We start from the raw sequence: 24,710 nt of genomic DNA, 5'->3' as shown, positions 1-24,710 counted from the left end.
TATACTTATTAAAATAATACCATCTCCGATCAAACATACGAATTGGATGTGAGCGGTTATATGCAAACATGGAAGCGAACGATGTGGATCTTATGGGAGGGTGTGCTGCTCTGCAGTGCCAGTTATACGATGGCGGTTCCTTTTCTCCCGCTTTTCCTGTTCGAACTCGGCGTTAGTAAATCATCGGTAAACTTATGGGCAGGAATCGTGCACTCATCCGCTTTTCTCGTCGGAGCAGTGATGGCCCCTTTTTGGGGCTCGATGGCCGACAAATATGGCAAACGTAAAATGGTCATTCGCGCAGGCATAAGCTTGGCGATCATTTATGCGTTGATTGCGGCAGTACAATCCCCCTGGCAATTGATGGCGGTTCGCATGCTTCATGGGTTTGTGGGAGGATTTGTTCCTGCATCAATGGCGATCGTAGCATCAGTAGCGCCGCGGGACAAGATGGGCTGGAGTCTTGGTATTATGCAAGCGGGAACGATGACAGGGGGAATTCTAGGTCCTTTCTTCGGCGGTCTGCTCGCGACAGCTTTTGGGCAGCGGATGTCATTTGTCGTTGCGGGAGCGATCATTCTGACGGCCACGCTTGCGGTTATCTTCTGGGTCAGGGAAGGTCATACGAGAACCGGGGGGAACAAGTCGACCTATTGGGGCAATTTTAAACTCGTAATCTCAAGCCCTACCTTAAGGAATTTACTTCTGCTGCTGCTTGTCTTTCAAATAGCCTATAATATGATCCAGCCTTTGCTCACCTTGCATATCGCCGACCTTCAGGGTAACGTGCGGGATGCCGTGTTAACGTCAGGATATGTTTTTTCATTGATCGGTATAGCTGGAATTATTGCTTCACCGCTATGGGGCAGGGCCGGCGAGCGGCTCGGGTATATGCGGATGCTATCGTTTTGTTTGGCGGGATCGGGGCTTGTCGTCTGTTTTCAGTATTTTGTAGATCAGCTGTGGTTATTTACCTTCGTACAATTCGTATTCGGGTTATTCATAGCGGGCATTGCTCCAACCGTCAATACTTTGTTTGTGCAGAGCACGCCGGAAGAATTCCGGGGAAGATCGTTTGGCTTGACGGCAAGCGCCAATCAGCTTGGCTCCATGGCGGGCCCTTTGATCGGCGGCGGTCTTGGTTTATTTCTGGGCATTCATTGGATATTCGTGACGTCAGGCATGATACTTTCTTTAGCCGGACTGTTGATCATGATGCAGGGTTTAAGCGCACGTAAAAAGCGGACAATGGTTCGCTATACCGTAGATAGGAATGTCGAATAATATCGAAACTTGTAAAACACTATATAATTGGATTATTATAGTAGAAGGAATAGTAGAAGAGATACTTTGAAAATTTGATAAAGGCAAAATCATTGAAAGATGATGACGCAAAGCTACAGGGGCTAACGTTTTTTTAAACTATGCCAGCCAGTTGCCAATAGAAGCTAAACTTATTTGAGCTTATCTATGCGCAACGCGGGTAAGCTCTTTTTGCGTTCTTTTTCTAAAATCCGTCTAGGAAAGGAAGCTCATACGAATGGGTATAACGAACTGCACAAAATGCGGGCAAGTGATGTTTAATAGACAATCTTTTTTTTGCATGATTTGTACGGATGAACTAAAAGACGATATTGAAAAGGTGAAAACTTATTTAAGGAATCATTCAAAGCCTACTTTGTTAGAGGTACATAAAATGACGGGAATACCGATAAAAACGATACAAGAGTTCATTAAAGAAGGGATTATTTCGAGATATTAGAAGCAATGATCGATAGCCATGATGAAAGAGCACCTTGGAAGGTGCTCTTTTTCATGCCAAGCTTCCGGCACCCACCGAGCGATAGTGAATAAATTACAGTTATTGTGCAAAAAATACCATCATCAAATTCAAATATGAGTGGAAAATATGATGAATAAGCTGAAAACGGACTTCAAGGACATCGACCAATTAAAAAATCTATCTGGGCAATCTAGCGACTTTACAACCAGTCAAATTTCTATTGCCGATCAACAAGTAAGCATCTCCTATTTCAAAACGTTGATCGACGAGAATCTGCTGCAGTCCAATGTCATTCTTCCGGTGCAAAACCGTGCATTGGATTCCGAGCTCCGGAAGCTTGAGGATCTAAAAGCTTGGATTCCGATTGATGATGTTGAAATAACGGATCAGGTTAATGACATTCAAGCGAAGCTGCTGAAAGGATATGTAATTGCCCAGCTTGATCAACACGATCGGAAATGTGCGCTGGTTAATGTTGCGAGTAAAGAAGGATTACGAAAAAACAACGATACCGAAAACGAGTTCAGTGTTGTCGGACCGAAGGTCGGGTTTGTCGAGGACCTGGATACGAACATCCGCTTGTTAAGAGCGCAAATCAACATCCCAAACTTAATAGTAAAAGAAGTAACGATGGGATCAGCATCCAAAACAAGAGTCGCGATTATTTACATCGACGGGGTGACCAATGAAAAGATCGTTCAAACCGCAGAGCAAAGGCTGAACCAAATCGATTATGACATTATCTGGGATACGTCTGTTTTAGATCAATTCATCTCGGACAACTCGTTTACGCCGTTTCCGTTATTTGTGACTACGGAACGCCGAGACCGGGTAGTGTTTGGCCTGATCAGCGGGCAAGTTGCGATCATAAGCGACGGTTCTCCTTATTTTGTTATGGCGCCCTCTACATTGTTTCAGTTTTTCATTTCCCCGGAAGATTATTATTTGTCTTGGTTATTGGGTTCTTTTTTTAGGCTGATTCGAATTTTCGGAGTTGTTTTTTCTTTATTTGCAACGTCAATGTATATCGCCATAACCACTTTCCATTACGAGGTCATCCCGAGAGATTTGTTGGAGCCGCTAATTTATTCCAGAAAAAATGTCCCGTTCCCCCCTCTGATTGAAGTGCTTTTCTTGGAAATTACAATCGAATTTCTCCGGGAAGCCGGCGCCAGATTGCCGACAAAGATCGGTCAAACATTAGGTATCGTAGGAGGTATTATAATTGGACAGGCTACTGTCCAAGCCGGTTTGACAAGCAATATTCTGGTCATCATCGTCGCCTTTTCGGCGTTGGCCTCGTTTGCGACACCGATTTATAAGATGTCGAATACGATACGGTTTTTACGTTTCCCCTTGATCGTTTTGTCAGCTTTATGGGGCGGACTAGGCATGTTTATCGGGATTGTTTTTCTGCTCGTCCATATTACCCGTCTTACCTCATTAGGCGTTCCGTATATCGTGCCAATATATCCTTTACGGGTCCAGGATCTTAAAGACAGCTTTATACGTCCGTCGTTTCAATTTCTTAATCATAGGATGCGGTTCTTAAAACCACATTCTTTAATTAGGTACAAACCTGAGCCGGTTAAACGGAAGAAGAACGATTTTCACGATAAATGAGAGAGAAAGCGGGGATTATGGATATGAGAAAAGCTTTTCTGATTATCGTTCTAAGTACATTGATTACCGCGTGCGGCGATCAAAATATTGTGAATAATATTAAACTTATCCAAACCGTCGGTTACGATGCCGCCCGGAATGGAATACAAAGCGCTGCTCTTATTACCAATTACGAAGAAGTAGGAAAAACGAAGTTAGAATTTTTCGTGACGGAGTCGAACTCCATGTACGACAGCATGCCAAGGCTAAATACAAAGCTTGATTTCCCGATTGAATATGGACAGCTGAGAATGGCGCTGTTTGGAGAAACGTTCGCGCGCAAAGGTATCGAAACAGCAATCACCAGTCTAATCCGCGATCCCAAAATATCACTCAGAACTCACCTCGGTGTTGCGGATAGAGACGCTTTGGAAATATTGAACGTAACCGAGAACAAACGTGATCCATATTTTTTATTCGATATGATTAAGCAGAATATTAGGAGCGGAAATTTTCCGTTGACGAACCTTCACGTAACTTTTTTTAATTTTTTCGGCGAAGGACGGGATGTCTTCTTACCGTATTTCACAGTAGAACACGGAGAAATAAAAATCGACGGTTTAGCTTTGTTCAAAGGCGATAAATTCAAAACCAAAATCAGTATAAGGGAAGCATTCTTACTGAAGATGCTGCTGGAAAACTCAAAGAATGGGAGCATCATGGTTCCTGTGAGGGGACCGAATCAAAACCGCGGCGATTACTTCTTAATGAACAGTATCGGTTCTAAGTCAACATTTAAGGTGATTAGCATCGGACCTCCGGCATGCGTTTCAATCCATTTGAAATTGGACGCACAAGTTAGAGATGTTCCTAAATGGATTAATCTTGCATCGAAGGATCAACGTGTATGGCTTGAGAAAATGATGGAGGCATATTTTGAAAAAGAAATTCAAAAGTTTGTATCGTTATGCAAAAGAAATAACGTGGACCCGGTAGGCTTTGGCGATCTAATAAGAAGCAGATCATATAAATGGGATGATCGGGATTTTCAAGATCATTATGAGGCATTAAAAACAACAGTAAGCGTTAATGTTACCATTGTCCAGACCGGTCGGTGAGTGACGGCAGCAATGTTAAAGTTTGGGAGGCGGCATTTAAGTGAGAAATGAAATCAGCGAAGAATACATGGTATCTCCCTACTTAATCATTTTCCCTCTTTATGTCAGCATTGTGGGAGTTGGAATTCTGAATTACCAATCTAAATTAATTCAGCATGCCGGTTATAACGCATGGATATCCGTTATTTTGACGGGTATTAGCATTCACGTTATCTTATGGATGATTTACAAAATATTATCATCTAATCGTAATGATCAAGAAATAATCTCACTTAACCATACGCTTTTCGGGAAATTTTTGGGCAACTTTGTAAACCTGGCAGTTGTTCTTTATTTTGTTTACGGGGCATTTGTTAAATTTAAAGTCTATATTGAAATGGTTCAAATTTGGCTATTTCCAAGAATGAACATTTTGCCCCTCACTATCATTATCGCTCTGCTTATATACTATGCTGTGTCCGGCGGATTCCGATCCGTTACAGCAATCGGCGTTTGGACTATATTGATTTCCTTACCTTCTGTTATTCCTCAAGTCTTACTGACATTGCCGTTTTTGCATCCGTTAAACTTGCTGCCGCTGCTGAACCATTCGGCAACCGATATTTTACTCTCTTCAAAAACCATGGTGTTTCAATATTTGGGGCTCGAGACGATTCTCTTATTTTATCCGTTTATAAAAACACCGGCAAAGTCGCAAAAATGGGCGCATATTATCGTGATATTTGTTACATTTTTGTATTTGGTTCTCTTAATCCTGGCATTTATGTTTCTCAGCGAAGGTCAGCTGCGGCATTGTATATGGGCGACATTGGCTATGATCAGTATCTTTGAAGTACCGCTGCTTCAGAGTCTTGAATACTTTTTCGTTTCATTATGGTTTATAAATATTATAGCCGGTATTTCAGTATATCTATGGGTGGCCTGCCGCGGAATGAAAACCGCATTTCGCATTGGCCAGCGACCAAGTTTGATTGTTTTTCTAATTGCGGCTGTGACGTTGAATTATTTCATTAAGGACCACGGCAGAATTGAGTGGATTTCCGAATTGTACGGAACCGTCGGATTTTATTTCATTTACGCATATATCCCTTTTATGTTTGTATGCGTGCTTATAAGAAAAAGGTTGGCGTTTCATTTCGAAGAAAGAAAACCGGCCTAAATAGTTACGCCGGCCAGACCGTTTAAAATAGCGGTTTCCTAGCTGTTTCAAACGAAGAATGCATGGCGAGGTTGAACATTGATCGTCGCAACCGGATCAATCCTGTCAACTAAAATCTACGCATAATCAAACGAGTTTTTAGAAAACATTAGAAATGTCACAAAATATAAAGTCTGAAACATGCCGAAATGGTGTGGAGGCTTCATAGGAAATTATAGTGGGGAAATGGAAGCCAATCATTTTGCTTCATCTGCATGTAAACCGCTCCATTCTTCAATAGTATCGTTTATGATAGTATGCCACATATAAGTGCGTACTTACGTATTTGAATCTTATTATCTATAATAGCATTAAGATTCATCATCAACAATCCAAATTTGAAAGGAGAATATGTATGAACAGTCTTTTTGGGAAAACGATTGTGGTAGCCGGAGCAACCGGAGGTATTGGTGAGGGCGTAACCAAGCGTCTCCTCCAGCATGGAGCGAAAGTGGTCGCGCTTGGCCGTAATGAGGATAAGCTTGAACAATTACGAGTATATCTTTCCTCTAGCGTTGATACCAATAATTTAATCACCCTGCAAGTCAATCTTGATCAGGGCCAGGAGGGAAGTCGCGAGGTTTACGACAAATTGAAAGAGCGATTTGGTTATTTAGACGGAGCGGTCGTCGCCATTGGCACCTGGGGCGAAGCAAACAGAAGGCTGATTGACGTCAGCGATGAGCTTTGGGAGCAGGCCATTCAGGATAATCTAACCAGCCACTTCCGCACTTTGCGCACGCTTGTTCCGTTGCTTAAGACGGACGGGGCTCTGATTCATTTAAGCGGTCTAAGCGCCGATAGTCCTTATCCGGGAGCGGGTCTCATCGGATTAACCAATGCCGCTAAAAAGTCACTTGTGCTCACAATGGCTGCTGAACAAGATTCTAATGGTCCTAGAATATACGAATTAATTATAGGTCCAATTCGAACGCGCGAACGTGTTGCAAGAGGAGTAGCTCGAGCGAACTGGTACGATCCGGAGGATCTTGGAGGTTTTATGTCTGAACTCATTCAAGGCGATACTGAAGCTGCACAGAAACCTTTACATTACATGATTCAGCGCGGAAGTTGATGCAACTATCTCAAATGAAGGGTGGTACGTATAAATGGAACAAGTATTAGATGAAAATAGACTGACTTCTTCATTCCCTATCGGTTATGTGTCTTTAAACATCACCAATTTGGAAAAATCGATTGATTTTTATCATTCGATTATCGGACTCCATGTATTATTGAAAACCGAGCGGTTCGCTGTCATTGGTACGATTACGGGGCAGCCGTTAATCATTTTGAATCAAGAAGAAGAAGCGGTACAAAGAAAATCCAATGCTACCGGAATCGATCATCTGGCAATCCTTGCTCCGAATCGGATTGAGCTTGCCCGGCATCTGAAGCGAATATTGGAAAGGGATTATTCCATTCGAATGATCTCTGATCATGGAGTAAATGAATCGATATATTTAAACGATCCTGATGGCATTCTTATTGAAATTACCCGAGATTTTACGCCGGAGGAGCTTGTTCTGCACATGCCGCTTAGTTCCCAGGAGCTGGCACAACAACTTTTGGAAATGAGCCGTCAATTACAATCTGACTCACCCGAAATCGCAATGGATAGGATAATCGGCCATGTTCTTCTTAAGGTTTCAGACCTTAGCCAAGCCGAGCAATTTTATGTCCGAGATCTTGGTTTCCACGTATCGATGCGAATCCCGGGCGCCGTATTCGTCTCTTCCGGTAATTATCATCATCATCTCGGATTTCATGTTTGGGAAAGTAACGGCGGCCCACGGCCGGAACTTTCCGCAATTGGACTTCGTTATTTTTCAATAATCGCACCTAATGATGAAGCTTTAACGGAAATGACGGCTGAATCTCCTCACGACTTTCGTTTTGTGCGCGATCCTGCGGGGAATGGTATTGTTGTGAGTCAGCGTGCGACCATTCACCACGAGGAACTGCTCGATATGGATCAGATCATTTTGGAAAGGAGTAATTCCATTGAAAATCAATAAAAAATACGAGCGTATCACCTTCGCGTTTCTCATGGCATTGTGCATGTCTGCGATCATTTCATTTTTCATGGTATTGGTCAATACAGGATTCCAATTGGAGCTCCTTGGAACATGGCTGGCGACATGGGGAATGGCCTTTTTCATCGCGTTTCCTGCAGCTTGCGTCTTACCTAAACAGATAGGTAAGATCATGAGGAAGATTTCGTTTATAGAGAATAAATGAAGAGTAAGCAATGCTATGATTCCCCAATCTATCGGAATTAATCGGTGGAATACTTTTTGTTCTATATCGAGGTCCAGGACTACTAAAGGTAATTCCGGTTACTTTTAACTTTTACTGAGCTGCTCTTCTATATAAAGGAGGCCCATATGTGTGAAGTCTTATACCTCTGACCGTATTAAAATCCCGCCAGGATTTTGGGCAGGATTGCGTAAATTAGGGATTGCCGCCCACGACGTAGCTCGCAAAGCACGACTGCCGCTTACCATTATTACTGAATCAGTAGTCACCACCGCCCAATATTTCGCGATCTGGCAGGCTTATTCCGATCTCATTGGTGACACTGCCAAAGGAATCATCAAGCTTGCGACCGTCTTTGAAACAGCGAAGTACCCACCAACCGTCTTAGCGACTTACCACGCTCGTGACTACCGCGACGCTCTAAACCGGATGGCTCGGTACAAACAACTGTGCCCCCCCGAAAGCTTACGTATCACCGAGGAGGGCGAGCACTGTACAATCGAACTGGAATGGCTGTATACCGAGCAACCCGGTCCGCCGATGCTGGTTGGTATCACGCTGGCCTATCTTCTGGAGCTTGGGCGCCGGGGCACAGGTCAACCTTTGACGGCGCGGTTCGTCGAATTTACGCACTCAATGGGCGATGTACAGGCCCTTGAAGCTTACTTCGGCTGCCGTATCCGGACTGGTGCAAAATGTAACCGGTTGACGCTACATCGAAGAGATCTGGACCGTCCCTTTGTATCGTACAACGAAGAGTTGCTGGAGATCCTGACTCCCGTTCTGGACCGATCGTTGGATGAACAGCAGCGCAGCCGCTCAATTACCGAGATGGTCAAATGGATCATGAAACGCAGCCTCACAGGAGGGCGTCCCGACATTCAGGCTGTCGCGAAGGAGCTCAGTATGAGTGATCGTACCTTGCAGCGCCGGCTTACTGACGAAAACACGAGCTTCAAGCATCTGCTGACACAAGGTAGACATGAGCAGGCACGAGAGTACTTGGCAGACCCCTCACTCGATATTAAAGAAGTGGCTTTCTTGATTGGATATGAAGACCAGAACTCGTTCTACCGCGCCTTCCGCCATTGGGAAGGTGATACTCCTTCAAATTGGCGTACTGAACATTTAGGTACAAACTCGATATCAGAAGGACAGTTAGGAATGCCGACTATTCATGATTAAAATTCCCAACCTAACCAATTCTGCAGAGAGCTAGTATTTACTGAGTTTTATCATTTGGCGTGTTAAACAAGAACTTTGGCGCAATATGCTAGTTACTGAACAATCCAGACAAGGTAATATAATCACTATCCGGAGCACAAGAGTGTTTTAAAAATGACTACTAATCAGCTTGCAGTGAATGAGTGACAAACGAATGATATGGGCCATATTAAAGGGGAGCTTTAACTTTTTATAATCATAATAAGAAATTAAAAGGAGAAATGTATTATGGATATGGGATTAAACAATAAAACAGCTTTAGTTACAGGATCAACGAAAGGTATAGGTAAAGCAATCGCCATTGAACTTGCCAAAGAAGGTGTTAATGTACTAATTAATGGACGAAATTATGAAGAGGTAGAACGAACTGTAAATGAAATTAAGTCAAATTTTCCGGCTACCTCTCCTCAAAATGCTACAGCCGATATTGTGGATATTGGGCAAAGAGAAGCTTTATTTGAAAAATACCCCAATATTGATATTTTAGTTAACAATATGGGTATTTATGAAATTATGCAATATGAGGACGTTGACGATGAAGTATGGGAAAAATACTTCCATACTAATGTTCTTGCTGCAAATGGATTATCTAAATTTTATTTACCTAAAATGTTGAAAAATGATTATGGCCGCATTATCTTTATTGCGAGTGAAGAAGCAATTATGCCTTCAGGACTAATGCCTCAGTATAGTATGACAAAATCAATGCTATTATCATTGTCAAAAAGCTTATCTAAATTAACAACAGGAACAGAAGTTACAGTCAATACGATCATGCCAGGACCAACACTCTCTGAAAATGTGCATCAAATAATTGAGGGTATGTACCCTAATGAAGATATGACTTTCTCAGAAAAAGAGAAAAAATTTATGACTACAAACCTACCTCAATCTGAAATACAGCGATTTATCAAGCCTATTGAAGTAGGTAGACTAACTACATTTGTATGTAGTCCTTATGCATCCGCATTTAAAGGTTCTCCAATCCGTATGGATGGGGGAATGGTACCGACTATTTTTTAACATTTTATAAGGGCTGTAGCGAAGTGCGGGATATCTGCTTCGTACAGCCTTTTCTGTATGAGGGAGGGTGATCATACGAAAATATCTGAACAAGCGTATCATATCGGGCAAGGATTTTTTCAAATTCGCTTGATGCGCCTGGGATCGCCCGGCCAGAGTCGGCAAGCAGGCTGATGATATTTAAGCCTGCGGCCGGCTCTGGCCTCTTCTCTAATCAGTGCCCCGCGAACGCATATTTGTTTTATTCGGCTAAGTACAAGCTGTAGTATTCCACAACGAATCGAGAAGGTTATCGAGAATTTTTTTTAGCCATATGTTCCATATGGGATACGCCCCATTCATGCATTTGCTGCAATATGCCGTATAGGCTACGCCCATATTCCGTAATAGAATATTCGACCTTTGGAGGGACCTCGGCATAAACTTTTCGCTCAATAATATCTTGTTCCTCAAGCTCACGAAGCTGCGCGGTAAGCATCTTTTGCGTTATATTCGGGAGCAGTCGTTTCATTTCCCCGAATCGTTGGGTTCCTCCATGCAGCAGATGAAGCAAAATGATTGGCTTCCATTTCCCTACTATAATTTCCAATGAAGCCTCCACACCATTCCGGCATGTTTCAGACTTTATATTTTCCATGTAAACCGCTCCATTCTTCAATAGTATCGTTTATGATAGTATCCCACATATAAGTGCGTACTTACGCATTTGAATCTTATTATCTATAATAACATTAAGATTCATCATCAACAATCCAAATTTGAAAGGAGAATATGTATGAACAGTCTTTTTGGGAAAACGATTGTGGTAGCAGGAGCAACCGCTAAAAAGTCACTTGTGCTGACGATGGCTGCTGAACAAGATTCTAATGGTCCTAGAATATACGAATTAATATAGGTCCAATTCGAACACGCGAACGTGTTGCAAGAGGAGTAGCTCGAGCGAACTGGTACGATCCGGAGGATCTTGGAGGTTTTATGTCTGAACTCATTCAAGGTGATACTGAAGCTGCACAGAAACCTTTACATTACATGATTCAGGCCGGAAGTTGATACACCTAACTCGTTCATTTTTGGCGCAAGAAGAAAAAGCGATTCAAAGAAAATCCAATGCAACCGGAATCGATCATCTTGCAATACTTGCTCCGAATCGGATTGAGCTTGCCCGGTAACTGAAGCGAATAATCGAAAGGTATTTCCATTCGAATGATCACTGATCATGGAGTAAATGAATCGATATATTTAAACTTTGCCTATCCGCTTCTTTTGAACCAGACCGGCTCGTTGAAGAATGGACAAGTACTGTGAAAAATGTTTTTCGATTACATGAAATACATCGGATTAATCGGCGAAATACTGTTTATCCTATATACAGGTCCGGGTCTGCTAAGCTTGGGTCCTATTCCGGTGAACTCAGATATTTTTCCATTACGACGTATTCGATTCCCCCTTTGACGAAGAGCAGATTCGTTTCTTCCAATCCGAATTTCCGATAATAGTCGGACTTGCTTTTTCGGGAATTGCACCAAATACGATCGACTCCCCTTTGCCTCGCCTCGTTTATAAGATAACGAAGCAATTCGCTGCCATACCCTTTTCCTTGTTCTTCCTCCAGGGTTGCAAACTTGCGGAACTGGGCGCCATCGGGACCGATAAAAAGCGAAATCACGCATACAAGCCGGTTTTCCACGAAAAGGCCGTAATGCATGCCAACATCGTCATCTTCGAGTTTTACGTACTCCAAAGCTCTGCCCGGCCACAAAACTTTCTGCCTTATTGCCCATGTCGTTTCTTTATCGATCTTCCGGATGTTCAGCATATAGCTACCCAACCTCTTCTCTTCCCGAGATGTCGTCTCATTATTGCTCGTCTGATTATTATGGGTTCTCCGCTTACTTTTTACAAGAACGGCATTTCCGAACTGTAACGCGACTTGACATTGCCGCAATAGGCAACCAAACTTATAATAATCAGGCTGGAAAGGATATGGAATGATTGTGCGTGAAAAAATCTTAATTGTCGATGATGATAAAGATATTGCGGATCTGCTGGAAGTTTATTTGAAGAATGACGGATATACCGTATATAAGTTTTATGATGGAACCGGAGCATTGGCATGTATCGAACAGACGGAACTGGATCTGGCGATACTAGACGTTATGCTGCCTGATTTGGACGGGTTTAAGCTTTGCAGTAAAATCCGGGAAAAATATTTCTATCCCGTCATTATGCTGACAGCCAAAATTGAGGATACGGATAAAATAACAGGCCTTACCATCGGTGCGGATGACTATATCACCAAACCCTTTAATCCAATGGAGGTGATGGCAAGAGTCAAAACGCAGCTTCGCAGATACAAGAGGTATAATGGGCAGCAGCAAATCGAAGCCGAGCAAAAAGAAGTCGTCGAATACGATATCAGAGGACTTCTCATCAATAAAGCAACGCATAGATGCACCTTATATGGAGAGGAATTAACGCTTACCCCCATTGAGTTCTCGATTCTCTGGTATTTGTGCGAGCATCAAGGGAATGTGGTTTCTTCGGAACAACTATATGAAGCCGTATGGGGAGAAAAGTTTTTAACGAATAACAATAACACGGTTATGGCGCATATCGGAAGACTGCGTGAAAAGCTGCATGAACCCGCGAAAAAGCCGAAATTCATTAAAACAGTCTGGGGAGTAGGTTATAAAGTTGAATAAAAAAGATATTCAAAAGCGTTTGATGGGGCGTATGCTTCTGCGCTTATTCTTTTTAGCGGCCATAACTTTTTTCCTTATTATTGGGGGGATGTTGATCATTTTAAGGCTTGAAGGTCTGAACCCCATGTCAGATGGTGTGCTAAATTGGATTGAAGGCCGCCTCCTATTGATTGCCCCCGCTTGCTTTGCCTTGAGTATTTTCATCATTTTTTGCGTGCAATGGAAGCAGCTCGTGTCCTATTTGGCAGAAGTAGCCGAGGCCGTACTGATCATCGGTGAAGACGAACACAAGACGGTGGAACTGTCCCCCATCCTGCTCGAAACGCAGGAGCAGTTCAATCAAGTCAGAAATAAAATAAAAGCCAAGGAAATCGCTGTCCGTGAAGCGGAACAACGAAAAAACGATTTAGTCGTTTATCTTGCGCATGATTTAAAAACGCCGATTTCCTCCATTATCGGATACTTGACTCTACTTAAAGATGAAAAACAGATTTCGCGGGAAATGCATGACCGATATGTTGCGATCGCGCTAAAAAATTCCGAACGGCTGGATGACTACATCAATGAATTTTTTGAAATCACTCGTTTCAATTTATCCTATATTTCGCTGAATTACAGCAGAATCAATCTGACAAGGATGCTGGAACAGCTGGTCTTTGAATTTCAGCCGATGCTCTCGGAAAAGAATCTCGGATGCCGTTTAGATATGCCGGCGGGTCTTGAGCTGCGATGCGATGCCGACAAAATCCAAAGAGTCTTTGATAATTTGATTCGCAATGCCGTAAACTACAGCTTTGAAAACAGTGAGATTCAGATTACGGCCACTGTTTTAGATACTGCGGTTACCTTGAGTTTTGTGAACAGCGGCAATACGATTTCAGCCGAACAGCTTGAACGTATTTTTGAGCAATTTTATCGCCTGGACGCTTCCCGCTCCTCCCGCACCGGCGGGGCCGGGCTTGGACTTGCCATTGCAAAGCAAATTGTAGAGTTGCATGAAGGCCGCATTATGGCAACCAGCCATGACGATACCATATGCTTTGCTGTGGAGCTCCCCCTTTCGTAGGAAAATCGTAAGAAATTCTGTATAAAAGAATCCGTTTTCCGTGAAACGATGCGGATAAATAACACCCTTGCTTCGAGTATGATTGTGGTACCGAAGCAAGGGTGTTTTTTGCTTAGTGGGAAATGAAAGGGAGAGTATGTATGCCAATTTTAGAAGTGAAGAACCTGAAAAAAATATACCAAACAAGGTTTGGCGGAAACCAAGTCGAGGCGCTATCCAATATATCCTTTACGGTCAGACAGGGCGAGTATGTGGCCATTATGGGAGAATCCGGTTCGGGGAAAACCACCCTGCTGAACATGATGGCTTCGCTGGACAGGCCGACAGAGGGCACTGTTTTATTAAATGGGAAAAGCTACGCGGATATCAGAGAGGATGAATTATCCTCCTTCCGTCGGGGCCATCTTGGCTTTGTATTTCAAGACTTCAATCTGCTGGACAATTTCAACATCAAGGATAACATTCTTCTGCCGCTCGTATTGTCGGACTGCTCCAGAAAAGAAATGAAAGAGAAGCTGCTTCCGCTTGTTAGGAAATTAGGAATTGAGAAGCTGCTCGAGAAATATCCTTATGAAGTTTCCGGAGGTCAAAAGCAGCGAACTGCAGTAGCCCGTGCGTTACTCACATCCCCCAGCTTAATCTTGGCGGATGAGCCGACCGGTGCGCTGGATTCCCGTTCTTCCGAAGAGCTTCTGAAACTGTTTGACGAAATCAACCGTGAAGGACAAACCATCATGATGGTGACCCATAGCGTTCAGGCCGCCGGGTGCGCCAATAGGGTTCTTTTCATTAAGGATGGAAAAATCCTCTGTGAGGTTTCCAAGCGCTTTCCGGATGAAGATATTAAACCACAGCTATTCAACGTCCTTTCCGTGATATCGGCCGGAGGGAAAAACAATGAATAACAAGCTTTATCGAAGACTGGCGGTAACCAATTTAAAGAAAAACGCATCGATGATGTTGCCTTACCTGATCACCTGTGTCACTGTCATCTCACTTTATTATATCGCCAGCAACCTTAGCGCGGATGCAGGTCTGAAAACCGTGCCGGGCGGAAATGCTATCGTTGACTTCATGAAGTTCGGCATTCGGTTATTTGCGGCCCTATCCGTTCTCTTTCTCCTTTATGCCAACAGCTATATTATGAAGCGCCGAAAAAAAGAGCTGGGGCTTTATCACATTCTGGGACTTGAAAAAAAGCATATTCGCAAGGTGCTTTCGATCGAAAGTGCGATTTGCTCTTTTGCCTCGATTGCTTGCGGCCTGATCATTGGAATTGGCTGTCATCCATTCGTAACGGCGGGATTGACTAAAATCATTGGCACAGAACTTCCGTTTTCGGGTGCACGATCAGGACCAGCCGCAGCAAATACGATCATTACCTTTTGCGTGATTTTTTTGCTGATTTTCTTCTTTAATATGCGTCAAATTCGTACCGCAAGCGCCGTGGAGCTTTTAAAGGGAGGGCGGCTCGGCGAAAAAGAGCCCAAGGCAAATTGGCTATTGGCAGGTCTGGGCGCTGGACTTCTTCTGTGCGGTTACACCCTTTCGTTTTTCGTTCACGACCCGGAGAAAGACACCGATATCATGATCGGTGCCGTTGTGTGCGTCATGATAGCAACCTACTTGTTATTTATGGCTGTCAGCATCGTAGTATTAAAGCTGCTGCGACGCAACGAGAATTTCTATTATAAATCAAAGAACTTTACCTTAATTTCCGGCATGCTGTATCGAATGAAGCAAAATGCCGTAGGACTTTCCAATATTTGCATCTTTAGTACCGCTACACTTTTGGTCATGACAACGACAGTTTCTCTTTATTTTGGCATTAACAATATGGTGGCTAACCAATATCACCATGATGTTTCAATCACTGCGGAAGCAGTCGAAGAAGATAAACTGTCCGAATTGTTGGCATTTATCGAGAAAAATAAAAAGCAGTATTCGCTTCAAACGGCAAACATCCTTCAATACACCGGGGGTAGCTTTACAGAGGATCTCGATGAAGACGGCGAATCGGACTATTTCTTTTTAATGCCGCTCGAATCGTATAACAAGCTAACAAGTCAAAACATTGGCCTTGCCAAGGACGAGGTTCTTGTATATTCAGGAAGCACCAATGTACATTCGGATACGCTTTCCTTTGCTCAGAAAAAGGTCAGGGTAAAAGAATATTTGAAACAATTTCCAGTCGATAACGATTTCAGCGGTATCTATGGGATGAAGTGGCTCTATATGGTTTCCCAAAAAGATGGACTCTTGGCGGATCAATTTGGACCTTATGGTGCATCCGGTCTGCATGTTGAGTTTGATTTAACTGGAGAGGAAAGGGATAAATCCGATTTTTCCTACGCCATTTCCAAAAAGGCAGAACGTTCCAGTGTAGAAGTGAATTCCAGATTTGAATTCCGCGACTCACTTATGGTGCTTTATGGCGGATTGCTGTTTCTTGGGATGCTGATCAGCATGATTTTGCTCGCGAAAACAGCGCTCAGTATTTTCTACAAACAGATTTCCGAAGGGTTTGACGATAAGGAACGCTTCAACATTTTAGAGAAGGTTGGAATGAGCAGCAAGGAAATCCGCAGCACCATCCGCCGACAGATCTTAATTGTGTTTTTCTCGCCACTGCTGCTCGCATTGATTCACCTATGCGTTGCACTTCCAATGGTGAGCAAATTGCTGAAAACCACGTTTATGGACAATTGGGTCATTATTTTAAACAGCAGCGCCGTTTCCGCAGCCATATTCGTGATGATTTACGGCGCAGTATTTCTATTGACAGAACGGGTATACCGGAAAATCGTAACACCTTCAAAACAGTAAAAGGAGAGCAGTATTCTATGAAAACTAAACTTAAAATGTATAGCCTGGGTCTTACTCTTCTGATCCTACTGGGCTTCGGCTTCATTAGTTATGTTGTATGGGATAACAACCGGGTGGTTGTCGACAAGGTAACCCTTTCTCATGCCGAACTTCCGGAGAGCTTCGATGGCTATAAAATCCTTCAGATTACGGACTTGCATGAAAAAACATTTGGTCCCGAACAGAAGAAGCTTGTCAACTTGATTAAGAAACAGGAATATGACCTCGTACTTTTTACCGGAGATTATATTATTGACGGCAGCGGTCATTTGAAGCCGCTTGAGGATTTGCTGGGGGGTATGCCGAAGGATAAAGAAATGTATTATATCCCCGGCCATACGGATGTAAACAACAGCATTACGTCGCTTGTCGCGGGCAACCGTTTCTTTGATCTGTTCGCCAAGTATGGCGTAAAGCCGTTATATCCCGGTCAAAAAATCACGATCAATGGAGAGTCGATCTGGCTGAAGACCAATCCCTATGTGGGCATCAATGAAATTGTCGACGGCAGTCCGTCACAGCAAATGATTGACGCGAAAAAAGCTTTTGACCAGTTATACAACAACGCATCCGATCCGTTTACCATCGAGGTATCGCACCAGCCTACAGAAATCGACCACGAGAATGATTTGCTTCATGATTACCGTACGACAACGCTCGGAGAAACGGATGAAGAGTGGATAGATTGGCATCTCAGCATTAACGGGTTTACGCATGGAGGACAATACTATTTGCCGATCATCGGCCCTTTATATGCGCCGGGCTATGGCTTCTTCCCCGGTAAAGTAAATGTAAGAGGTGTTCATACCGTAAACGGGCATACGCAGTATGTTTCCCCGGGACTTGGCGCAAGCGGCCCCTCTTTCGCAAGGTTTCGCCTCTTTAATACGCCATCCGTTGGATTGATTACGTTGAAAAAGGCGTAAGAACCAGTATCCGCCCGTTTGATTCGATCTAAGGAGTGACCCCAATGTCCATACAATTCACGATTCCATCGTGGTCTATTTTAGTTCCGCTGTTTCTGGTTCTAACCATTTTCTTTGGTTTCAAGACCTTTAAAAGAAAGGTTTTTTCTGTGGAGCGGCTTCTCCTGCTCCTAACGTTTACACTGTATTTCCTGGCTGTTCTTCATTTGGTCTTCTTCCCGATTGAAGTGAATATCGGCCGATTTGCCAACCAAACAATATGGTATAACAGTATTAATTTTATCCCGATCTTGACCATTGACGTTAAGACCTTTTTACTGAATATTCTCATGATGGTGCCTTTTGGAATCTGCCTGCCGTTGCTGAGATCTAAATCCAGGACCGCTGCTAGTGTCGGGAAGTTTGCACTTTGCGTAAGTCTTTCACTTGAGGTTATGCAAATGATTATCCGGGTTACGCTTGGCAGCGGCAGAAGTACCGATATTAACGACATCATCGCTAACACGCTCGGAGGTGTATTCGGTTTCCTTATTTATAAAAGGCTGACATATGTGAAAGCTGTTCGATGTATGATAGACCGGTATCGACTGGGGTAGGTTGCCTTCAAATAATGAAAAACCGGAATCAGATGAACCCATCTGATTCCGGCTGCATACTTTTTACTGAACACTTCGGGCCGGGGCCCCTTGCTTTCCGGCACTCATCCGCAGCTTCAACATAAACACAGCAACGATCGCCAGGATGACGCCAATCATTCCGATCCATGTTATCGATGATAAGGACACTTGATCGATCATGATCCCTCCGATTCCTGCACCGGCCGCCATGGATAATTGCATCATGGATTGGTTAAGGCTTAACATGATTCCAGAATAATTCGGTTCAATCCGCACCAGATTCAATTGCTGCGTCGGACCGGAAGACCAGGCTGCAAACGACCACAAAACCAGTATGCCAACAATAGGCAGCCATGAATTGGTGAAGGCAACGGTAATGGACAGGAGAAGGAGTGCGGCGACGTGCAAAAGCATTCCCCAGGTCAATGTCGGGAACACGCCCCATTTATCCGTGCTGAACCCGCCAAATTTCGATCCGACTAAGCTGGCGATGCCGAATGCCAACAAAACGCCGCTCAGCATCCCCTCGTTCAAGCCTGCGACATCGAGGAGATAAGGCGAGATATAGGTATAGGCGATCGAATACCCACCCAACCAGAAGAAGGTTATACCAAGTCCAAGCGATACATTTCCGTTTTTCAAAAAGGCAAGCTGCTTTGACAAAGGAACGGGTGCATCCCCTTTGATTCGAGGTATTGCAAAGTACAGAACAACCATCGCCAGCAATCCCGCCAGCGCCAGCAAACCAAAAACCGACCTCCATCCGAATTCAGACGCTACGATTCGTCCAAGAGGAACACCGATAATTAAGGAAGCGGTAAATCCCATCACTACAGTAGCAATGGCGCTTGCTTGTTTACCTGGTGCGGCAATTTTGGCGGCAATGTCCAAGGCTGTTACCACGACCATTCCGGCACCTAAAGCCATGATGATACGGGCTGCGACAAAGAGCTCATATCCAGGCAGAACAAAAGAGAGAACATTCCCTAATACGAAGATGCCGAGTGCCGTAACCAACAGTTTTTGCCTTTCCACTTTTGCCGTCAACGCCATGAGGATCGGAGTAAAGATGGCGTAAACGAAGGAAAAAATCGTTACAAGCTGCCCTGCCGAAGTAACCGAAATCCCCATCGTATCCGAAATCGTATCTAAGATGCCGGAAATAACATACTCAGATGTACCGACCAAAAAACTTACCAATGCCAAGATATAAATTTTCCACGTATTAGACAATGAGATCACGTCTCCTTAAATTGGTTTTGTTATTTTAAATCAAATTACCTTTTATAACACATTGAGATTACCACATATCTAGATATGTCGATATGTTGTGTGAAAAAAAACTGAATACGTATCAAGTATTCAGGGTAATTTAGAGTTCACCATTAAAGAACGCTGCAATTTTACGTATATTTTCTTCATCTCTTTTGTAATACGTATATTTGCCTATACGTTCCGTGTGAATCAGACCGGCTCGTTGAAGAATGGACAAATACTGTGAAGCTGTTGACTGTGTCATATTCAGCTTATCTGTCACTTGACTAACGCAAACCCCGATTTTTCTCATATCAACTCCTTCGTGGGGGATAAAATGGTTTTCCGGCTCTTTGAGCCATTGTAAGATCTGCAGCCTGGACTCGTTAGACAACGCTTTAAACACTTCAATAGGATCCATACTTTTATTATATCGATAATTCACGATATGTCAATAGGGATAAGATTATCGGCGAAATGGGATTATAAGTTAACCATTAATCTTGAATTTTTCGATTATATCCTGTAAGTCGCGAGCCATTTTGCTGAGCATATTAGCGGAGGATACAATCTCCTGTGTGCTTGCGTATTGCTCTTGGACGTTTGCGGAAACGTCCCGGGTGGATACCGCGGTATTCTCCGCGACCTGATTAATTTTTTGCACGGACCGGGCGGCTGACCGGGATTGATGGACAATCCTGTCGGTCTGAGCGGCTATGTTCCCGATCATTGCAGCAAGCTCCTTTACCGCTGAGAATATACGGCCGAATGCTTCCCCCGCTTGTTCAACGACTTGTAGCCCGGACTCTACCTCTTTAGAGCTTGCCGTTGTTGTATGGGATACCTCATCAATTTCATGGCGAATACTATTTGTCAGGCTTGCAATCTCTTCCGCAGCTGCAGATGTTTGCTGGGACAGCTTTCGAACCTCTTCAGCTACGACGGCGAATCCTTTTCCAGCCTCTCCAGCCCTCGCTGCCTCAATGGAGGCATTTAAGGCAAGAAGATTTGTTTGCTTGGCTATACTTGATATTACATCATTGGTTGATGCTATTAACATCGATCGGGACCCCAATTGTTGTACCGAATGAGACAGCTCGTCCATTTTGATCCGAATAGTATCCATTTGTGCACTGGTCACTTCGATGGATTGCTTTCCTTCCGAAGCTGTTGAAAGTACTTGTTCCGACTTCCCTTCCGTTGTATCTGCCAGCATGACAATTTCCTCAATCGCTTGATTCATGCCTCCAATGATCGTAACGCATTCGTCTACCGTGTCTACCTGCGTTTCCGCTCCTGTTGAAACGTTTTGAATGACCGTACTAATCTGTTCAGAGGTTGTATTTAAATGAGAAGAATTTGCGCTCATTTGTTCAGCTGCGGCAGCGACTTGGACTGCATGGCTGTCAACCTGATTGATTACCGAATAGAGGTTGCTCTTCATAAGATTGAATACGCCGGCCAATTCCCGTATTTCATCATGGCTGCGCACCTCGACATCGTTGCCTGTTAAATCGCAGTCGGCGATTAGCTTGGCAGCCATGACGATTCTTCTCATCGGCTTTACGATCAGCCTGGACAGGAGGAGACCAATGCTCACAGCCAAGACTAAAGCCGCTATGCTGACGGCTATTAGAAGCTTAACGGTCCGGTCAACAGCGGCTTGATTCTCCTGCTTACTGATATCGGTAACGCTTATTAACCGGGCTTGTATTTTGCCGGCCATCTTGGTTACGCTTTCCGTTATCGGTACAGTACGCTTCAGCAGCGTTTCGGCCTCTTCCAGTTTTGCTTCTTTTAGTGCTATGTATATTTGGCCGGTTAAATCGGTGATCGTATGATTTGAGCTTTGCATGAGGGAGTAGAATGTTCGATCTTCTTTATTCGAATCAAGCTCCGTAACCGCTGCAATCAGCTGATTTAACTTTTGATTGGCTTCCAAAATTTTCTGTTCGTTCCCCTTGCCAGGACTGGCCAGCTCATCTTGAAGTAAGCTGTATTGCAGCAGAGCTTGATATTGAATATCCGAGTTCGTCTGTAAAATAGCCATGTTGTGGTCCAGGATTTGAACGTATGAACTCTGGACACGCTTCAAAGAGTAATATGCATAAAAACTAGATACACCGACAAGCAGAGCCACGAAGATAAAAGAGAGAATAATTTTTCGGCTCAAGGAAAAGGAGAAGCGGGTAATGCCAATACGGCTTGGATGAGGATGTGGAACGGTTTGCATAAATGATCCCCCTTGTTGGTGCATTGAAGTGGTATGAATGTATCATATGTGCAATAGCGTGTCTTTACAATTTGATAAACTTTTTTATAAATTCTGAACTTTTTTAGCATTGAAATATCAATCCATCGGTAGTCCTTCTCCTGATCCGATCCATAATGCCCATCGTCAAGCGTGAGTTGCCCAGTAACGTAATGGAGGCTGCCGAACATGCCGGCAGCCTCCATATGCTGTTTATTAAACAAACGTTTTTAGTTAGCCGATCACTTGACGGATGACATCGGCAAGCGTTGTAATCGGACGGCCAAGCAATTTTTCAAAATCATTGCTCTCGATGTCCAAATAACCTTCACGAATCCCGTTTTGAATCGCAACGAGGAAAGGGACCACTTCGGCAGGAACGCCTGCGTTGCTCATGATCTTGCCGTAGGTTTCGTCATCGACTTGCTGGACTGGAACTTCACGGCCGATTATTCCGGCAAGGATCGATGCAAGCTCTTCTTGTGTCAAGGGCTTGCCCGACAACTCATAAACCGTATTATTGTGGCCTTCGCCGGCAAGCACGTTAGCCGCCGCCTCAGCATAATCGCGGCGGCCGGCCCAACCGACTTTACCCGATCCGGCCGATGTGACCCAAGGCGCACCGTTTAACACAGCTTGAATCGTGCTCAGCTCATTCTCTAAATACCAGTTGTTGCGCAGGAAGGAGTAAGGGATTCCCGAATGAAGGATCGCTTCCTCCGTTGCACGGTGGTCCGACGTAATAACGAACGCGCTGTCTTTGGCATTCGCTGCGCTCGTATAGGCTATGAAGCTTACATTCGCTTCTTTCGCAGCATTAACTGCTGCCAGTTGCTGTTGAGCCCGATTTTGCAAATCCCCAGAGGATATGATTAATAGTCTGTCGATGCCTGCGAAAGCCGAAACGAGCGATTCCGGATGATGGAAATCTCCATAACGAACATCCACGCCACGAGCCTTCAAGTGTTCGGCCTTTTTCGGATCACGAACGCTTACGGCCAAATTTTCTGCAGGTACAGACTTGAGCAAAGATTCAACTACCAATGATCCAAGATTTCCTGTTGCCCCGGTTACCAAAATTTTCATGTTTTTACCTCCATTTTTTAGTGGTGTTCTGTCGAATAGCTAAATGATACCGCTGAAATCTTACATTATATAAACTAGCTATTCTTAGTTGTAATTACCTTAGTTATAATCATATCTATTACAACTAAAGCAATGAAAAAAGCTCAATTGAGCTTATTCATTTCGGGTTGATTTAACAGCTGTTGAATTGTAACCTGCTTCAGCCGATGTTCCATAGCCGCTTGGGCTTCTTTCAATTCGGCACGCAATGTAGTGTCGATCACTCTGCCTACCGGACATTCAATAACGGGGTTGTGAAAATGAAACAATTGATCGTCATCAATGATATCGACGGCATTATAGACGTCCAGCAGGGTGATTAGGCTGGCATCTTTTTTCATATAAGCTCCACCGACACCCGGCCGAACATCGACAAGTCCGGCTTTCTTCAACATGGACATAATCTTGCGAATGATGACAGGATTGGCGTTAACGCTTGCTGCAATAAAGTCTCCCGTACATTCTTCCGAAACGGAACTAATAAACGTTAAAATGTGCACCGCGATTGTAAACCTACTGCTTAATTGTTTCAACTCAATCACCACCGATGTAACCATAATAATTACAACACAGGCATTTGTCAAATGAATTTATTTGTACCTTTACCCATGCTATTCTGCCAGCTTAACGCCCCACCTGTTTGCCTAGTCGAGGCTCGCCTCTAATCTTCGTTAAGTTGTTTTTAAATTACAAATAATTTCTACTTTCTCTATGGCTCAGGTGATTAATGATAAATATAATAAGTTACATGTTTTACTTGGCCACCGAGGAAGGGGGATAACCTTTCATACCTTTGAATACGTTGCTGAAATAGGAAATGTCCTTAAAGCCGCACCGTTCAGCGACTTCGGAGACCGTGAAGCCTCCGGTTGAAAGCAGCATTTCGGCGTTATTCACACGAATGATGTTCAAAAACTCTTTATAACTACGGCCGGTATTTTTTTTAAACAATTTGCCGAGATAGACAGGATGCAGGTGGACCTGCTTGGCGAGCTCGCCGATGTCGATGTCTTCTGAATAATGATCGATAATGTACTCTCTTACTTTATTGATTCTCGAATCCGGGAGAGTTTGGGACGATTGATGATAAGAAATGCTCAGCAGCCGGTGCACAATTAATTGGAACAGTCCCCGCGCTTGCATCATGTAGCAAGGCTGTTTGCCCATCCAAACATGCGTGAATTGTTTGATGTAGCCCAAAATTTCATTTGTGATATGGTTTTTTGTAACCGTATCGAAGGGGAGGCGAACATGGTTGTCCGGCGATTTCCAGTAGAAATTGAAGGCATAGGAATGCATAGGGGATTCCTTGAAGGTGTGAGCAACCCGGACGCTGCCTTCCGGAATATAGATCATGTCCCCGGCTTCAACTGTAAATTTCTCGCCGTCTACGAAATAATTGGCTTTTCCTTCTACAACAAACGTAAGATCGTGAAAATCAATGGTTTGTTCGATGATTTCCCAATCCGGAAAACATCTTCTATCGACGAATAGAAAAATATTGGGCGCAAGGTTTTGGTATTTATCGATATCCATAATCATTTGGCCTCCCATTGTCTATTACAAAATAGTAGCACTTAAAGCAGCTGCTATAAAGCGTTTCCACATTGAATTAGAGATGCATGAACGGATTGTGACAAGTTACACGGGAGGAGAAAGCTGTGAAATCAATGAACAACATAAAATGGCATGAGAGT

Annotated in this window: 23 protein-coding genes and 1 riboswitch; of the genes, 15 read left to right on the top strand and 8 right to left on the bottom strand. The window is 43.7% G+C overall.

The genetic code is table 11. The features are described from left to right. The first annotated feature begins 60 nt into the window (after positions 1-60). The 9 genes from DFP97_RS13305 (at position 61) to DFP97_RS13260 (ending at position 10,207) form a co-directional block, all read left to right on the top strand. Positions 61-1,284, top strand: a complete 1,224-nt coding sequence (locus DFP97_RS13305) for an MFS transporter (protein WP_114380485.1) — start codon at positions 61-63, stop codon at positions 1,282-1,284. A 72-nt stretch (positions 1,285-1,356) separates the two neighbouring features. Beyond that, positions 1,357-1,443, top strand: a riboswitch (cyclic di-GMP riboswitch). Between the two features lie 466 nt (positions 1,444-1,909). Then, on the top strand, positions 1,910-3,406 hold the full coding sequence (locus DFP97_RS13295; protein ID WP_114380481.1) for a spore germination protein: 1,497 nt from the start codon (positions 1,910-1,912) through the stop codon (positions 3,404-3,406). A 23-nt stretch (positions 3,407-3,429) separates the two neighbouring features. After that, a complete protein-coding gene (locus DFP97_RS13290) occupies positions 3,430-4,503 on the top strand; it encodes a Ger(x)C family spore germination protein (RefSeq protein ID WP_181873502.1) in 1,074 nt (357 codons plus the stop codon). A gap of 40 nt (positions 4,504-4,543) precedes the next feature. Next, positions 4,544-5,662, top strand: a complete 1,119-nt coding sequence (locus DFP97_RS13285; RefSeq protein WP_114380477.1) for a GerAB/ArcD/ProY family transporter — start codon at positions 4,544-4,546, stop codon at positions 5,660-5,662. Positions 5,663-6,056: 394 nt separating this feature from the next. Further along, a complete protein-coding gene (locus tag DFP97_RS13280; RefSeq protein WP_114380475.1) occupies positions 6,057-6,776 on the top strand; it encodes an SDR family NAD(P)-dependent oxidoreductase in 720 nt (239 codons plus the stop codon). Between the two features lie 34 nt (positions 6,777-6,810). Continuing rightward, positions 6,811-7,719 (top strand): VOC family protein, encoded by a 909-nt coding sequence (locus tag DFP97_RS13275; RefSeq protein ID WP_114380473.1) that lies wholly within the window; start codon positions 6,811-6,813, stop codon positions 7,717-7,719. Beyond that, a complete protein-coding gene (locus DFP97_RS13270; RefSeq protein WP_114380471.1) occupies positions 7,706-7,942 on the top strand; it encodes a DUF2798 domain-containing protein in 237 nt (78 codons plus the stop codon). The genes DFP97_RS13275 and DFP97_RS13270 overlap by 14 nt, the downstream gene beginning before the upstream one ends. Positions 7,943-8,092: 150 nt before the next feature. Further along, positions 8,093-9,145, top strand: a complete 1,053-nt coding sequence (locus DFP97_RS13265) for a helix-turn-helix transcriptional regulator (RefSeq protein WP_114380469.1) — start codon at positions 8,093-8,095, stop codon at positions 9,143-9,145. A gap of 267 nt (positions 9,146-9,412) precedes the next feature. Next, on the top strand, positions 9,413-10,207 hold the full coding sequence (locus DFP97_RS13260; protein WP_114380467.1) for an SDR family NAD(P)-dependent oxidoreductase: 795 nt from the start codon (positions 9,413-9,415) through the stop codon (positions 10,205-10,207). A 289-nt stretch (positions 10,208-10,496) separates the two neighbouring features. On the opposite strand, the gene DFP97_RS13255 is transcribed toward DFP97_RS13260, so the two are convergent. Both DFP97_RS13255 and DFP97_RS13245 read right to left on the bottom strand, forming a co-directional pair. Further along, on the bottom strand, positions 10,497-10,844 hold the full coding sequence (locus tag DFP97_RS13255; RefSeq protein ID WP_114380465.1) for a winged helix-turn-helix transcriptional regulator: 348 nt from the start codon (positions 10,842-10,844) through the stop codon (positions 10,497-10,499). Positions 10,845-11,603: 759 nt separating this feature from the next. Next, positions 11,604-12,035, bottom strand: coding sequence for a GNAT family N-acetyltransferase (locus tag DFP97_RS13245; RefSeq protein ID WP_245976188.1), 432 nt, complete (start codon positions 12,033-12,035; stop codon positions 11,604-11,606). A 166-nt stretch (positions 12,036-12,201) separates the two neighbouring features. Here DFP97_RS13245 and vanR point away from each other — a divergent pair, with 166 nt between their 5' ends. The 6 genes from vanR (at position 12,202) to DFP97_RS13215 (ending at position 18,362) form a co-directional block, all read left to right on the top strand. After that, positions 12,202-12,909: a VanR-ABDEGLN family response regulator transcription factor gene (vanR, locus tag DFP97_RS13240; RefSeq protein WP_114380646.1), complete on the top strand. Its 708-nt coding sequence runs from the start codon at positions 12,202-12,204 to the stop codon at positions 12,907-12,909. Beyond that, a complete protein-coding gene (locus DFP97_RS13235) occupies positions 12,902-13,975 on the top strand; it encodes a sensor histidine kinase (protein WP_425453523.1) in 1,074 nt (357 codons plus the stop codon). The genes vanR and DFP97_RS13235 overlap by 8 nt, the downstream gene beginning before the upstream one ends. Positions 13,976-14,115: 140 nt before the next feature. Further along, positions 14,116-14,880, top strand: coding sequence for an ABC transporter ATP-binding protein (locus DFP97_RS13230; protein WP_114380459.1), 765 nt, complete (start codon positions 14,116-14,118; stop codon positions 14,878-14,880). Then, on the top strand, positions 14,873-16,801 hold the full coding sequence (locus DFP97_RS13225) for an FtsX-like permease family protein (RefSeq protein ID WP_114380457.1): 1,929 nt from the start codon (positions 14,873-14,875) through the stop codon (positions 16,799-16,801). The genes DFP97_RS13230 and DFP97_RS13225 overlap by 8 nt, the downstream gene beginning before the upstream one ends. A gap of 17 nt (positions 16,802-16,818) precedes the next feature. Continuing rightward, positions 16,819-17,766, top strand: coding sequence for a metallophosphoesterase (locus DFP97_RS13220; RefSeq protein ID WP_181873501.1), 948 nt, complete (start codon positions 16,819-16,821; stop codon positions 17,764-17,766). 44 nt (positions 17,767-17,810) lie between these two features. Next, the gene (locus tag DFP97_RS13215; protein ID WP_114380453.1) at positions 17,811-18,362 is read left to right on the top strand and encodes a VanZ family protein; all 552 of its coding nucleotides are present in this window, start codon (positions 17,811-17,813) and stop codon (positions 18,360-18,362) included. A 63-nt stretch (positions 18,363-18,425) separates the two neighbouring features. Here DFP97_RS13215 and DFP97_RS13210 read toward each other — a convergent pair whose 3' ends face one another. The 6 genes from DFP97_RS13210 to DFP97_RS13185 all read right to left on the bottom strand — a co-directional run bounded on the left by DFP97_RS13210 (position 18,426) and on the right by DFP97_RS13185 (position 24,549). Then, positions 18,426-19,616, bottom strand: a complete 1,191-nt coding sequence (locus DFP97_RS13210) for an MFS transporter (protein ID WP_114380451.1) — start codon at positions 19,614-19,616, stop codon at positions 18,426-18,428. A gap of 139 nt (positions 19,617-19,755) precedes the next feature. After that, positions 19,756-20,058, bottom strand: coding sequence for an ArsR/SmtB family transcription factor (locus DFP97_RS13205; protein ID WP_114380449.1), 303 nt, complete (start codon positions 20,056-20,058; stop codon positions 19,756-19,758). Positions 20,059-20,127: 69 nt separating this feature from the next. Further along, positions 20,128-21,870 carry a methyl-accepting chemotaxis protein gene (locus DFP97_RS13200; RefSeq protein ID WP_181873500.1) on the bottom strand — a complete coding sequence of 581 codons (1,743 nt, stop codon included), beginning with the start codon at positions 21,868-21,870 and terminating at the stop codon, positions 20,128-20,130. Positions 21,871-22,122: 252 nt separating this feature from the next. Then, entirely contained in the window at positions 22,123-22,974 is an 852-nt protein-coding gene (locus DFP97_RS13195; protein ID WP_114380445.1) for an SDR family oxidoreductase, read from the bottom strand. 143 nt (positions 22,975-23,117) lie between these two features. Further along, positions 23,118-23,546 carry an Rrf2 family transcriptional regulator gene (locus DFP97_RS13190; protein WP_114380443.1) on the bottom strand — a complete coding sequence of 143 codons (429 nt, stop codon included), beginning with the start codon at positions 23,544-23,546 and terminating at the stop codon, positions 23,118-23,120. Positions 23,547-23,766: 220 nt separating this feature from the next. Further along, on the bottom strand, positions 23,767-24,549 hold the full coding sequence (locus DFP97_RS13185) for an AraC family transcriptional regulator (protein WP_114380442.1): 783 nt from the start codon (positions 24,547-24,549) through the stop codon (positions 23,767-23,769). Between the last annotated feature and the right edge of the window lie 161 nt (positions 24,550-24,710).

Source organism: Paenibacillus prosopidis (assembly GCF_003337375.1).
In the GTDB taxonomy this organism is placed as follows: Bacteria; Bacillota; Bacilli; order Paenibacillales; family Paenibacillaceae; genus Pristimantibacillus; species Pristimantibacillus prosopidis.
Note: the sequence above shows the minus strand (reverse complement) of the source record. Positions and strands in the feature narration are given on the sequence as shown.